The organism is Streptomonospora alba, assembly GCF_000826685.1.
GTDB classification, from domain to species: Bacteria; Actinomycetota; Actinomycetes; order Streptosporangiales; family Streptosporangiaceae; genus Streptomonospora; species Streptomonospora alba.
Genome location: NZ_JROO01000001.1, coordinates 92,385 through 104,988 on the forward strand (window position 1 = coordinate 92,385; position 12,604 = coordinate 104,988).

Genomic DNA, 12,604 nt, shown 5'->3' on the forward strand with positions numbered 1-12,604 from the left:
GGGGCCCGCGCACTTCGGGGCCGCCCCACTGCGGGACGGCCCCGAAGGCGGTCGTTCTCGCGTCCGCGCCGCTACTCGGCCGCGCCGCTGGACAACGAGCCCAGCAGGTCGCGGTTGAGCTGGGAGATGGTGTCCAGCGGGATGCCCTTGGGGCAGACCGCGGCGCACTCGCCGATGTTGGTGCAGCCGCCGAAGTCCTCCTCGTCGTGCTGGTTCACCATCTGCACGACGCGGGCCTCCCGCTCGGGCTGCCCCTGCGGGAGCATGCCCAGGTGGGTGACCTTCGCCGCGGTGAACAGCATGCCCGAGGCGTTGGGGCAGGCGGCCACGCACGCGCCGCAGCCGATGCAGGTGGCCGCGTCGAAGGCGCGGTCGGCGTCGGCCTTGGGCACCGGGCTGGCGTGGGCGTCGGGCGCGGTGCCGGTCGGCGCGCTGATGTAGCCGCCGGCCTGGATGATCCGGTCGAAGGCGCCGCGGTCCACGACCAGGTCCTTGATCACCGGGAACGCCTTGGCCCTCCACGGCTCCACGGTGATGGTGTCGCCGTCGGAGAAGCTGCGCATGTGCAGCTGGCAGGTCGTGGTGGTCTCGGGGCCGTGGGCCTCGCCGTCGATGACCACGCCGCAGGCGCCGCAGATGCCCTCGCGGCAGTCGTGGTCGAAGGCCACCGGCTCCTCGCCCTCGAGGATGAGCCTCTCGTTGAGGACGTCGAGCATCTCCAGGAAGGACATGTCCGGCGACACGTCCTCGACCTTGTAGGTGACCATCCGACCCTTGTCGTCGGGGCCCTTCTGGCGCCAAACGCGCAGGGTGATGTTCACTTGTAGCTCCGCTGCTTCATCTCGACGTATTCGTACTCCAGGGGCTCCTTGCGCAGCACGGGCGGCTCGCCCGTCCCGCCGAACTCCCATGCGGCGACGTAGGCGAACTCGTCGTCGTGGCGGAGCGCCTCGCCGTCCTCGGTCTGGCTCTCGGAGCGGAAGTGCCCGCCGCAGGACTCCCTGCGGTGCAGTGCGTCGATGCACATCAGCTCGGCCAGCTCGAAGAAGTCGGCCACACGGCCGGCCTTCTCCAGCGACTGGTTCAGCTCCTCGTTTTCGCCCAGCACGCGGACGTTCTGCCAGAACTCCTCGCGCAGCTCGCGGATGCGCTCGACGGCCTTGCGCAGGCCCTCCTCGTTGCGCTCCATGCCGCAGTAGTCCCACATGATGTGGCCGAGTTCCTTGTGGAAGGAGTCCACGGTGCGGTTCCCGTTGATCGAGAGCAGCTTGTCGATGCGCGCGCGCACCGCCTCGGCCGCCTCCCCGGCCTCGGGCGTGCTCTCGTCGACCTCCTCGAAAGGACCGGCGGCGAGGTAGTCGTTGATGGTGTTGGGCAGCACGAAGTAGCCGTCGGCCAGGCCCTGCATGAGGGCGCTGGCGCCCAGGCGGTTGGCGCCGTGGTCGGAGAAGTTGGCCTCACCGGTCACGAACAGGCCCGGGATGGAGCTCTGCAGGTCGTAGTCGACCCACAGCCCGCCCATGGTGTAGTGCACGGCGGGATAGATGCGCATCGGAACCTCGTAGGGGTTCTCGCCGGTGATGCGCTGGTACATGTCGAAGAGGTTGCCGTACTTGGCCTCGACCGCGGGACGGCCCAGGCGCTTGATCGCGTCGGCGAAGTCCAGGTAGACGCCGAGGCCGCCGGGGCCGACCCCGCGCCCTTCGTCGCAGACGTTCTTGGCGGCGCGCGAGGCGATGTCGCGCGGCACCAGGTTGCCGAAGGCGGGGTAGATGCGCTCCAGGTAGTAGTCGCGCTCTTCCTCGGGGATCTCGCGCGGGTCGCGGGTGTCGCCGGCCTCGTTCGGCACCCAGATGCGGCCGTCGTTGCGCAGCGACTCGCTCATCAGCGTCAGCTTGGATTGGTAGTCGCCGCTGACGGGGATGCAGGTGGGGTGGATCTGGGTGTAGCAGGGGTTGGCGAAGTACGCGCCCTTGCGGTGCGCCCGCCAGGTAGCGGTGACGTTGCACCCCATGGCGTTGGTCGACAGGTAGAAGACGTTGCCGTACCCGCCGGAGGAGAGCACCACCGCGTCGGCGAAGTGGGTCTCGATCTCGCCGGTGACCATGTCGCGGGCGACGATGCCGCGCGCGCGGCCGTCGACGACGATCAGCTCCAGCATCTCGTGGCGGGTGTTCATCTCCACGGTGCCGGCCTGCACCTGGCGCTCCAGCGCCTGGTACGCGCCGATGAGCAGCTGCTGTCCGGTCTGGCCGCGGGCGTAGAAGGTGCGGGAGACCTGGACGCCGCCGAAGGAGCGGTTGTCGAGCAGGCCGCCGTACTCGCGCGCGAACGGCACGCCCTGGGCCACGCACTGGTCGATGATCTCGACGCTGACCTGCGAGAGCCGGTAGACGTTGGACTCACGCGAGCGGAAGTCGCCGCCCTTGACGGTGTCGTAGAACAGCCGGTAGATGCTGTCGCCGTCGTTGCGGTAGTTCTTGGCGGCGTTGATGCCGCCCTGGGCGGCGATGCTGTGCGCGCGCCGCGGACTGTCCTGGTAGCAGAAGGACTTCACCTGGTACCCGGCCTCGCCCAGGGTGGCGGCGGCCGAGGCGCCGGCCAGCCCGGTGCCCACGACGATGACCGACAGCTTGCGTCGGTTGGCGGGGTTGACCAGCTTCGCGGAGAAGCGGCGCTGGTCCCAGCGCTCGGCGACGGGTCCCGCGGGCGCCTTCTCGTCGCGGATCTCGTCGCCTTCGATGTAGAGGTCCTTCATTTATTCCACCAGCCCGAAAGTCACAGAGAGCGGCGTGAGCAGGAAGCCGATCGTCAGGGCCGCCGCGATCACGGTCGCGATGATGTTCAGCGAGCGCTGCCGGCTCTGCCGATTGATCCCCAACGTGGCCAGTGCGCTCCAGATGCCGTGCCGCAGGTGGAAGCCCACGGCGATGACAGCGGCGACGTAGAAGAGGGTGACGTACCAGAACTCCGGCTGGAAGCCGGCGACCATCCGCTCGTAGGGGCTCTCGGAGCGCCCGCCGGGGTGGATGGTGTTGGTCGTCAGATGCAGCACGTGGAACACCGTGAACAGCGCGATCATGATCCCGCCGTAGCGCATGGTGTAGGAGGAGTAGCTCCGCTGCACGCGCTTGGTCACCTGGTAGCGCACCGGGCGCGCACGGCCGGCCCGCCGCCACAGCGCGACCGCCGCGTAGGTGTGGATGAGGACGCTCGCCAGCAGCACTACGCGCATGATCCACAGGAAGCCCCCGTGGGGCAGCATGGGCTCGCCCAGCTCGCGCAGGTGATGGGAGTAGGTGTCGAAGGCCTCCTGGCCCGCGAACGCGTTCAAGTTGCCGTACATGTGGGCGATCAGGAAGAGCACGAGGATCACGCCGGTGACCGCCATCGCGGACTTGAGGGCCACCGTGGAGCCGAGTGCCTCCGATCGCTGTCTGGTCAGGGTACTGTTCGCCACAGCTCGTCACTTTAAGTCTTGATAAAGAAGAACGTCTAAGTCATGAGGATGCTGGTGACGATAGCCCTAGGCTATGGTCATGCAGTTTCAGCAGCTGGAGTACTTCCTCGCGGTGGCCGAGACACGCCATTTCACCCGCGCAGCCGAGGTTTCACACGTCGCCCAGCCGAGTCTGAGCCGACAGATCAGGAACCTGGAGGAGGAGCTCGGCGCGTCGCTGTTCAGCCGTGCCCGGGGAAATATCACACTCACACCCGCCGGTGAGGCCCTGCTGCCGCTGGCCCAGCGGATCGTCGCCGACATGGAGACGGCGCGCCACGAGGTGCAGGAGCTGGCCGGGATGCGGCGGGGGCGGCTGCGGCTGGGCGCCACGCCGTCGCTGTGCGCGGGGCTGCTCGCCGAGGCGCTGGCGGGCTTCCACGACCGTTTCCCCGGCGTCGGGCTGCAGGTCGAGGAGAGCGGCTCGCGCGACCTCATCCGCGCACTCGGCCACGGCGAACTGGACCTCGCGCTGATCATCCTGCCCCTGCAGAGCAGCGACCCGGCCTTCGTGACCACGCCGATTCTGCGGGAGAACCTGGTGGTGGTGCACGCGGCGGACGCGCCGCCGCCGACGCAGCGCGCGTCGATGCGCATCACCGATCTGCGCGACAGGCCGCTGGTGATGTTCCGGCACGGCTACGATGTGCGCGAGGCGACCCTGCACGCCTGCCGTGCCGCAGGCTTCGAGCCGCGGCTGGCCGTGGAGGGCGGCGAGATGGACGCGGTGCTGCGCTTCGTCGAAGCCGGCCTGGGCATCGCGGTGGTGCCCAGCATGGTGCTGAAGAACCGGCCCGGACTCCGCGGCACCCCGCTGGCCCAGCCGCGGCTGCTGCGCACGATCGCGCTGGCTCATCGCAAGGACGTCGACCCCACCCACACGGCGCGGGCCTTCCGGCGCCACCTCATGGCCTACCTGACCCACCTCACGCGCGACGACCTGGGCGAGGACCTGGAGGTCATCGCCTCGCTGCACGACCACTGAGGCAGCCGCGAGGCGAGAGCCGACCGGCGCGCCGCCGCGGACGCGGTGGGGCTTAGGGGCGGGGCGGATCCGGCGCCACTGCGCCGCACGGGCCGACCCATTCGATAAATTGTTTTCATGAAGGCTCGACTTACTTTCACATAGCGGTCATAAGCCTACATTTTTCGCGAATCAAACATAAACCTTAAAAGCCCGCATTCGCCCACATTCCACTGCAAACACGCGGTCGCCGCACCGGTGCAGTGGCATTTTTCACATGCAATTCGCGCAATTTCCGAGCTGAATTCGTGATCCCTGCGGCCTAACGTGGCAACCCAAACCCGTCCGCACTGCCTGATCAGACGGCTGCGGGATCGGCCCGCGCGCCCCGCGCTCCGCCATCGCTGGGGCCGCCCGCGCCAAGATGGAGACGCAGCGAAATGACATCGACGCTTCCCCCGCCGGAGCGGGCCGGACTCACGCGCCCACGTATCTCCGCCCGGACCCTGCGCACCGACCGCTGGTGGGCCGGCCCGGCATGGACCGTGCTGGGCCTGACGGCCTTCCTGGTCTACGGCCTGGCTCGCACGCTGCAGCAGGACAACTACTGGGTCGCCGAGTACGGATACCTGACGCCGTTCTACTCGCCGTGCGTATCGGCGTCCTGCATACCGGAATCGGCGCATTTCGGGACGCTGCCCTGGGAGTTCCCCTGGTTCCTGCCCTATGCGCTGTTCAGCCTGCCGTTGCTGCTGCTGTTCCGGTTCACCTGCTACTACTACCGCAAGGCCTATTACCGGGCGTTCTGGCAGGCGCCCACCGCGTGCGCCGTGCGCGAGCCCCACGGGCGCTACACGGGCGAAGCCCGCTTCCCGATGATCGGGCAGAACCTGCACCGCTACTTCTTCTACGCCGCCGTCGTCATCTCGCTCATCAACACCTACGACGCGGCGCTCGCGCTGTTCCACGGCAGCGACGGCGGATTCGGAATCGGGCTGGGCAACCTCGTCCTGTTCACCAACGTGATCCTGCTGTGGGCCTACACGCTCAGCTGCCACTCGTGCCGGCACGTCTTCGGCGGCCGGCTCAGGAGCTTCAGCGGCCGACCCGTGCGCTACTGGCTGTGGACCCAGATCAGCAGGCTCAACACCCGCCACATGATGTGGGCCTGGATCACGCTGGGCACGCTGGTACTCACAGACCTGTACGTGTCGCTTGTCGCGAGCGGGACCATCGCCGACCCGCGGATCTTCAACTAGCTCAGGTAGCACCGCAGACCGCAGCAAAGCAGCCCCCACAACCGCGGGTATCCGGTGCACCGCCGCCCCAGGCGCGGCAGCGGCCGGTACCAGCGCAACCGAAAGTCAGGAAGATGTCCGAGACAACACGGCACAGCTACGACGTCGTCGTGATCGGGGCCGGCGGCGCCGGCCTGCGCGCCGCGATCGAGGCCCGGGAACAGGGCAAGAAGACAGCCGTCATCTCCAAGTCCCTGTTCGGCAAGGCCCACACCGTCATGGCCGAGGGCGGCGCCGCAGCGTCACTGGGCAACGTCAACAGCAGCGACGACTGGCAGACGCACTTCCGCGACACCATCCGCGGCGGCAAGTTCATGAACAACCCCCGGATGGCCGAGCTGCACGCCCAGGAGTCGCCGCAGCGCATCCTGGAGCTGGAGTACTGGGGGGCGCTGTTCGACCGCACTTCCGAGGGCCGCATCAGCCAGCGCAACTTCGGCGGGCACGAGTACCCCCGCCTGGCCCACGTCGGCGACCGCACCGGCCTGGAGATGATCCGCACACTGCAGCAGCGCGTGGTCCAGCTGCAGCAGGCCGACGCCGCCGAGTACGGCCATCCCGAGGCGATGCTGCGGGTCTTCGCCGAGACCACGATCACCGAACTGCTGCTGGAAGGCGAACCCGGCCAGGAGGGCAGCTGCATCGCCGGAGCCTTCGGCTACGTCCGCGAGACCGGCGACCTGCTGGTGTTCGAGGCTCCCGCCGTCGTCCTCGCCACCGGCGGCATCGGTCGCTCCTTCAAGGTCACCTCCAACTCCTGGGAGTACACCGGCGACGGCCACGCCCTGGCCCTGCGCGCCGGGGCGACGCTGCTGAACATGGAGTTCGTCCAGTTCCACCCCACCGGCATGGTCTGGCCGCCGTCGGTGAAGGGCATCCTGGTCACCGAGTCGGTGCGCGGCGACGGCGGAGTGCTGCGCAACTCCGAGGGCCGGCGGTTCATGTTCGACTATGTGCCCGACGTGTTCCGCGACCACTACGCCCAGACCGAGGACGAGGCCGACGGCTGGTACGCCGACCCCGCCAACAACCGGCGCCCGCCCGAACTGCTGCCGCGCGACGAGGTGGCACGGGCCATCAACAACGAGGTCAAGCAGGGCCGCGGATCTCCGCACGGCGGTGTGTTCCTGGACGTGTCCACGCGGCTGCCCGCCGAGGAGATCATGCGGCGGCTTCCGTCGATGCACCACCAGTTCAAGGAGCTGGCCGACGTCGACATCACGGCAGGGCCGATGGAGGTCGGACCCACCTGCCACTACGTGATGGGCGGTGTCGAGGTCGACCCCGACACCGGCGCCTCCACGGTGCCCGGGCTGTTCGCCTCGGGTGAGGTGGCCGGCGGGATGCACGGCTCCAACCGGCTGGGCGGCAACTCGCTCTCGGACCTGCTGGTGTTCGGACGCCGCTGCGGTCTGGGGGCCGCCTCCTACCTGGACGGCCTCGGCGACGAGCGGCCCGCCACCGACGCCGAGGTGATCGACCGCCTCAGCCGGGAGGCCGCCGCCCCGTTCGAGCGCGAGAGCGGCGAGAACCCCTACCAGCTGCAGCAGGAGATCCAGCAGACCATGAACGACCTGGTCGGGATCATCCGGCGCGGCAACGAGATCGAGCAGGCGCTGGAGTCGCTGGAGAAGCTGCGCGAGCGCATCGCCGGGGTGCGCGCGGAGGGCGACACGATCTACAACCCCGGCTGGCACCTGAGCCTGGACCTGCGCAACATGCTGCTGGTCTCCGAGGCCGTCGCCAAGGCCGCGCTGGAGCGCGAGGAGTCGCGCGGCGGCCACACCCGCGACGACTTCCCCCAGATGTCCGCCGAGTGGCGGCGGGTGAACCTGGTCGTGTCGCTGCGGGAGGGCGGCATCCGCCTGAACCGCCGGCCGCTCGACCCCCTGCGCCCGGACCTGATGGAGCTGTTCGACCGCGAGGAGCTGGGCAAGTACCTCACCGAGGAGGAGCTGCCGCCTGCGGAGCGGTCCGACGGCGCCGAGACCGCGAAGGAGGACAACTGATGACCAAGCGGACGTTCCATGTGTGGCGCGGCGGCGGCGAGGACGGCGGTCTGAGCCAGTACGAGGTCGAGGCCAACGAAGGCGAGGTCGTGCTCGACGTCCTGCACCGCCTCCAGGCCACCCAGTGCCCCGACCTCGCCGTGCGCTGGAACTGCAAGGCCGGCAAGTGCGGCTCGTGCTCGGTGGAGATCAACGGGCGCCCGCGCCTGTCGTGCATGGCCCGGATGAGCACCTTCGAGCCCGAGGAGAGCATCACCGTCACCCCCATGCGCACCTTCCCGGTGATCCGCGACCTGGTGTGCGACGTGTCCTTCAACTACCAGAAGGCGCGCGAGATCCCCTCGTTCACCCCGCCCGAGGGCTCCGAGCCCGGCGACTTCCGGATGGCCCAGGCCGATGTGCAGCGCTCCCAGGAGTTCCGCAAGTGCATCGAGTGCTTCCTGTGCCAGGACGTCTGCCACGTCATCCGCGACCACGAGGAGAACAAGGAGGCGTTCTCCGGCCCCCGGTTCCTGATGCGCGCGTCCGAGCTGGAGCTGCATCCCGAAGACACCGCGGACCGCCGCAAGATCTCCCAGGAGGAGTTCGGGCTGGGCTACTGCAACATCACCAAGTGCTGCACCGACGTCTGCCCGGAGAACATCCAGATCACCGACAACGCGCTCATCCCGCTCAAGGAGCGCGTCGCCGACCGCCAGTACGACCCGGTGGTGTGGCTGGGCTCCAAGATCGGCCTGCGCAAGGACGCCGACACCCCCCTGCCGCCCAACACCCGCACGCCCACGTCGACCCCCGAGCAGTAGACCGCAGGGGCCGCCCCACGCGGGGCGGCCCCGACCGGGCGTTTGTCAGGACCCCCTCGAGAACCACGTGCAAGCCGTGCCGCAATGGGTGCGGCAATGGGGCTGCGGCCGCGAAGCGCTGTGGGCCGGGTTGCCGCTGGGCGAGCTGCGCCTCCTTGCCGCGGCCTCCGCGGCGGCCGGCTCCAGGCGGTTCCCGGAGGTCCCTCCGGGGCCGACCGCCGCACGTCGGCCCTGCCTAATACCCCTCCCAGGCGCCCCGCTCGTAGTCCAGCACACGCGGTCTCAGCAGCGTGGAGGCCTCCGAGCCGGTGGGTCGGCGGTCCTTGGGGAAGGTCCGGGCGGCGCGCAGCGTGGCGCCGTCGAGGAACCGCAGCGGCGGATGCTCGTCGGGCAGCGCCACGTCGGGTTTCCCGACCTCCTCCGGCGCGGCAAGGAAGAATCCCCAGTCGCCGAAGCTCGGCACGTCCACGTGGTAGCCGGAGGTCCGCCACCCCGCCGCACGCAGCCCCGCGCGCACGCTCCAGTAGGCCTCGGGCGCGAAGTAGGGCGATCCGGCCTGCACGGCCATGCGGCCCTGTTCGGCCAGTGAGCGCCGCGCCAGCGTGTAGAACTCGGTGGAGTACAGCTTGGCGGTGCCGGTGTCGTCGGGGTCGGGCATGTCGGCCAGGATCACGTCGAAGCGGCGCCGGTTCTCCCGCAGCCAGGTGAAGGCGTCGGCGTTGACCACCTCGACACGCTCGTCGGCGAACGCGTTCTCGTTGAGCGCCCGGATCTCGGGCATCGTGCGCGCCAACCGGGTGACGGCGGGGTCGAGGTCGACGAGGGTGATGGACTCGACGTCGCTGTAACCGACCAGCTCGCGCACACCCAGTCCGTCGCCGCCGCCGAGCACGAGCACGTCGCCGTGCGGACCGTTCATCGCCGGGTGCACCAGCGACTCGTGGTAGCGGTACTCGTCCAGCGAGCTGAACTGCAGATCCCCGTTGAGGAACAGCCGGGTGTCCGAACCCGACAGCTTCTGGGTGACCACGATCTGCTGGTACTCCGACCGCTGCGCGTGGACGATCGGATCGCGGTAGAGCGCCTGGCGCGCGTTCACCTCGAACCGCCCGGAAAGCGCGAACGACGACGCCAGCACCGCCAGGACCACGACCAGGCCGATCGCGGGCAGCATCCGGCCCCGCGGCGTCAGCGATCGGCGGAACAGCCACAGCACCACCCACACGCCCACGACGGCGTTCAGCGCGCCCACGATCAGCGTGCCCTTGAGCAGGCCGAACACGGGCAGCAGCGCGAACGGGAACGCCAAGCCGCCCAGGAGGCCGCCGACGTAGTCGGCGGCGAACATGTCCGCCGCCGCGTCGGCGGCCTCCTGGCGGCGGATGCGCTGGATCAGCGTCATCAGCAGCGGGATCTCCGCACCGATGAGCGCTCCGATGACCGTGGCCAGCAGCACCATCGCCGGCTGGTAGAGCGAGAACCAGGCGAAGGCGGAGTAGAGCACCAGCACCGACAGCCCGCCGACGAGCGACAGAGTCCCCTCGATGACGGCGAACCAGAACGCCGGGCGGTCGGTGAGCCGCTTGGACAGCACCGAGCCGACGCCCATCGCGAACACCATCACCGACAGCACCACCGAGGCCTGCACGATGGTGTCGCCCAGCAGGTAGCTGCCCAGCGCGACGAGGGCCAGCTCGTAGACGAGACCGCAGGCGGCGCACACGAAGACCGCGAACAGCACGAGGAAGCGCGCCAACCGGGGCCGCACCGGCAGCCGGGGGCCGTCGCCGAGCCGGGACGCGGAACCGTCCACGGCCGCCATCAGGAGATGGCCGCGGCGACCATGAGTGCGATGGCCAGGTGGGCGGCGGCGTTGACCCATACGGCGGGGTGGGTCTCGCTGTCGGTCAGCAGCTCGCCGAGCTTGCCCGGAGTCAGCGCGTCGATCAGCACGAACGACAGCGCCATCAGGACGAGGCCGACGAGGCCGTAGGCGGCGGCTCCGGCCAGGCCGATCGCCAGGCCGCCCGTGCTGATGTAGATGGCTGTCGCCACGACGATGGACACGCCCAGCAGGTTGGAGGCCACCAGCAGCGCGGCGTTGCGGTTGCGCTGCTTCCAGACCAGCTCGTGCAGCTTGCCCGGAGTCAGTACGTCGACGATCAGGTAGCCGAGCACCATGAGCGCGATGCCGAGGACGCCGTAGGCCAGGCTGGCGCCTGCTTCGTAGAGGAGGACGGGCATGGGGATTCCTTGTCTACTGGAACGGGCGGGGGTGGTGGGTCGGTCGGAGGGCGGGCGCGGGGTGGTGCGGCCGCTGCGGGGTCACTTGCCCGAGCCGGGGCCGCCGCCGCGGAAGAGTCCGCCGGACCCGCTGGACCCGCTGGACCCGCTGGAGCCGCTGGACCCGCTGGTGCCGCCGGATCTGGTGGACCCGTCGGAGCAGCCGACGTACTCGAACTCGCCGGGCCCCGTCTTGCGGTAGTCGCCCTCTCCGGGCTCGTACTCGTAGGACCTGCCGTCGTTGCCCTCCTCGATGCTGTCGCCTTCCAGGAAGTCTTCGGCGTCGGCTTGGTCGTAGTCGCCGCAGGAGGAGCCGAACGAGGGGAGTCCGAACGCCGCCACGAGGATGACGACGAAGAGCCCGATGATCAGTAGGTACTTGCCCGCTTTGGATGTGCTGCTGCCTTCGGACATGGCACTCACGCGTCCTTTCCGGGTTGGTGGCGCCCGACGGGCCGTTCACAGGTGGTCATGGTGGTCACCAGCTCTGCCGTCTGCGGGTAGGCGTGCCAGGTCCGCCACCGCACCCCGGTTTCGGCCGCGGCCTGCGGCAGCAGCGCGGTGATGGCCAGCGGGTCGCCGGGGAAGGCGGCGACCACGCCGAACGGATCGTTCTCGACCTCGGCGCGGATGCGCTCCACGCGCTCGGCGAAAGCGGCGCGGGGCAGTGCGGCCACGCGGCTGGTGAAGTCGTAGGAGGCCAGCCCGGCCACCGCCGGACGGGCCCGGTGCGGGAGTTCGCCGTCGACGTCGGGCAGGCAGGCCACGGTTTCGGTCAGCAGGGCTGCGCCGTCGGCCAGCGCCACCTGGTGGGAGGCGCCGAGCACCCGAAGTTCCACCCGGTAGCCGGCCAGCCGGCGGGTGCGGGTGAGCAGCGCGGGCAGCGCGGGCGCGTCCAGTGTCCATGTCAGGTCCGCGGCCTGGGTGTCGACGAACGCCGCGGACAGCGCGGTAGGCACCGGTCAGCTCCCCGAGGGGTAGACGGTGAAGGCCGTGCGGCCCAGCGGCGTTCCGGGGCAGGGCTCCCACCGGCCGTGGTCGAAGCGCTCGAACGACAGCAGGCGGCCGTCCACCGCCTCGTAGTCGGCGTAGTCCATGCCGCCCTCCGCCCGCAGTCCGGTGGTGCCCTCGGAGCGGTAGGAGGCGCTGCCGCGCTCGGTGAGGCGGTAGCGGACGCCTTCGAGTTCGACCTCGGGGCCGTGGGGGGTGAGGTCGAGGTCGGGCCGCCCGGTCCACAGCGCCATCTGCAGGTCGGGGTCCTGCTCGACGGAGAGCCACCGCCGAGCGCCCTCGACCTCGAGGAAGTGCTCGGCCCACACCGCGCCGCCCTCGGACAGCCGCAGCGTGCCCCGGATCCAGGTGCGCTCGGCACCGAAATCGAGCATGTCCCCGGCCTTGAGCCGCAACGGGTCGCCCTCGGTCTCACCGATGTCGGCGAAGGGGTCCGCCGGGGCGGCCGGCGACGTGCGTTGCGGAGCGGCGCGCCGCCCGTTGCGGACGAGCACGACGACGGCAGCGCCTATGATCACGACGGCTATGACCAGGACCGCGGCGAAGAGAAGCGGCGTCGGCGAGTTCAGCATCTGCTCGGAGTTCTCCAATGGGGGAACGGATCGGTCGGCAGCCGGCAGCCGTCGACCTCACCACTCCGGCGGATGGGGACGATGCCACGTTCCCGCAGGAGGAACACAACTCCATAACGGCAGGCCACCGGTCCGGTCGCCCCCGCCGCCGGTGCAACGATGCGC

At 69.7% G+C, this 12,604-nt stretch carries 12 protein-coding genes; 4 read left to right on the forward strand and 8 right to left on the reverse strand.

Features of this window, described 5'->3' with window-relative positions:
- Positions 1 to 71: 71 nt before the first annotated feature.
- The 3 genes from LP52_RS00400 to LP52_RS00410 are packed head-to-tail and all read right to left on the reverse strand — an operon-like array spanning position 72 to position 3,460.
- Positions 72 to 821 carry a succinate dehydrogenase/fumarate reductase iron-sulfur subunit gene (locus LP52_RS00400; RefSeq protein WP_040269686.1) on the reverse strand — a complete coding sequence of 250 codons (750 nt, stop codon included), beginning with the start codon at positions 819 to 821 and terminating at the stop codon, positions 72 to 74.
- Positions 818 to 2,758, reverse strand: coding sequence for a fumarate reductase/succinate dehydrogenase flavoprotein subunit (locus LP52_RS00405; RefSeq protein WP_040269688.1), 1,941 nt, complete (start codon positions 2,756 to 2,758; stop codon positions 818 to 820). The genes LP52_RS00400 and LP52_RS00405 overlap by 4 nt, the downstream gene beginning before the upstream one ends.
- Complete coding sequence (locus LP52_RS00410) at positions 2,759 to 3,460, reverse strand: succinate dehydrogenase cytochrome b subunit (RefSeq protein WP_040269689.1); 702 nt, start codon at positions 3,458 to 3,460, stop codon at positions 2,759 to 2,761.
- Positions 3,461 to 3,539: 79 nt separating this feature from the next.
- Between LP52_RS00410 and LP52_RS00415 the strand changes: the two genes are divergently transcribed.
- The 4 genes from LP52_RS00415 to LP52_RS00430 all read left to right on the forward strand — a co-directional run bounded on the left by LP52_RS00415 (position 3,540) and on the right by LP52_RS00430 (position 8,573).
- On the forward strand, positions 3,540 to 4,484 hold the full coding sequence (locus LP52_RS00415; protein ID WP_040269772.1) for a LysR family transcriptional regulator: 945 nt from the start codon (positions 3,540 to 3,542) through the stop codon (positions 4,482 to 4,484).
- Positions 4,485 to 4,903: 419 nt separating this feature from the next.
- Positions 4,904 to 5,722 carry a hypothetical protein gene (locus LP52_RS00420; RefSeq protein ID WP_040269690.1) on the forward strand — a complete coding sequence of 273 codons (819 nt, stop codon included), beginning with the start codon at positions 4,904 to 4,906 and terminating at the stop codon, positions 5,720 to 5,722.
- A gap of 113 nt (positions 5,723 to 5,835) precedes the next feature.
- Positions 5,836 to 7,770 carry a fumarate reductase/succinate dehydrogenase flavoprotein subunit gene (locus tag LP52_RS00425; protein WP_040269691.1) on the forward strand — a complete coding sequence of 645 codons (1,935 nt, stop codon included), beginning with the start codon at positions 5,836 to 5,838 and terminating at the stop codon, positions 7,768 to 7,770.
- Complete coding sequence (locus tag LP52_RS00430; protein WP_040269692.1) at positions 7,770 to 8,573, forward strand: succinate dehydrogenase/fumarate reductase iron-sulfur subunit; 804 nt, start codon at positions 7,770 to 7,772, stop codon at positions 8,571 to 8,573. The genes LP52_RS00425 and LP52_RS00430 overlap by 1 nt, the downstream gene beginning before the upstream one ends.
- A 235-nt stretch (positions 8,574 to 8,808) precedes the next feature.
- On the opposite strand, the gene LP52_RS00435 is transcribed toward LP52_RS00430, so the two are convergent.
- From LP52_RS00435 to LP52_RS00455, 5 genes are all read right to left on the reverse strand, one after another.
- Entirely contained in the window at positions 8,809 to 10,395 is a 1,587-nt protein-coding gene (locus LP52_RS00435; RefSeq protein WP_040269693.1) for a polyamine aminopropyltransferase, read from the reverse strand.
- Positions 10,395 to 10,817 (reverse strand): DUF350 domain-containing protein, encoded by a 423-nt coding sequence (locus LP52_RS00440; protein WP_040269694.1) that lies wholly within the window; start codon positions 10,815 to 10,817, stop codon positions 10,395 to 10,397. The genes LP52_RS00435 and LP52_RS00440 overlap by 1 nt, the downstream gene beginning before the upstream one ends.
- A gap of 81 nt (positions 10,818 to 10,898) precedes the next feature.
- On the reverse strand, positions 10,899 to 11,270 hold the full coding sequence (locus LP52_RS00445) for a hypothetical protein (RefSeq protein ID WP_040269696.1): 372 nt from the start codon (positions 11,268 to 11,270) through the stop codon (positions 10,899 to 10,901).
- Between the two features lie 5 nt (positions 11,271 to 11,275).
- Positions 11,276 to 11,815, reverse strand: a complete 540-nt coding sequence (locus LP52_RS00450; protein WP_040269698.1) for a DUF2617 family protein — start codon at positions 11,813 to 11,815, stop codon at positions 11,276 to 11,278.
- Positions 11,816 to 11,818: 3 nt separating this feature from the next.
- Positions 11,819 to 12,439: a DUF4178 domain-containing protein gene (locus LP52_RS00455; protein ID WP_040269773.1), complete on the reverse strand. Its 621-nt coding sequence runs from the start codon at positions 12,437 to 12,439 to the stop codon at positions 11,819 to 11,821.
- Positions 12,440 to 12,604: the final 165 nt, after the last annotated feature.

Bases quoted from the DNA above. Each gene is read 5' to 3' on its own strand.
- LP52_RS00455 (WP_040269773.1), bottom strand. From the start codon at position 12,439: ATGCTGAACTCGCCGACGCCGCTTCTCTTCGCCGCGGTCCTGGTCATA.
- LP52_RS00420 (WP_040269690.1), top strand. From the start codon at position 4,904: ATGACATCGACGCTTCCCCCGCCGGAGCGGGCCGGACTCACGCGCCCA.
- LP52_RS00440 (WP_040269694.1), bottom strand. From the start codon at position 10,817: ATGCCCGTCCTCCTCTACGAAGCAGGCGCCAGCCTGGCCTACGGCGTC.
- LP52_RS00435 (WP_040269693.1), bottom strand. From the start codon at position 10,395: ATGGCGGCCGTGGACGGTTCCGCGTCCCGGCTCGGCGACGGCCCCCGG.
- LP52_RS00405 (WP_040269688.1), bottom strand. From the start codon at position 2,758: ATGAAGGACCTCTACATCGAAGGCGACGAGATCCGCGACGAGAAGGCG.
- LP52_RS00430 (WP_040269692.1), top strand. From the start codon at position 7,770: ATGACCAAGCGGACGTTCCATGTGTGGCGCGGCGGCGGCGAGGACGGC.
- LP52_RS00415 (WP_040269772.1), top strand. From the start codon at position 3,540: ATGCAGTTTCAGCAGCTGGAGTACTTCCTCGCGGTGGCCGAGACACGC.
- LP52_RS00425 (WP_040269691.1), top strand. From the start codon at position 5,836: ATGTCCGAGACAACACGGCACAGCTACGACGTCGTCGTGATCGGGGCC.
- LP52_RS00445 (WP_040269696.1), bottom strand. From the start codon at position 11,270: ATGTCCGAAGGCAGCAGCACATCCAAAGCGGGCAAGTACCTACTGATC.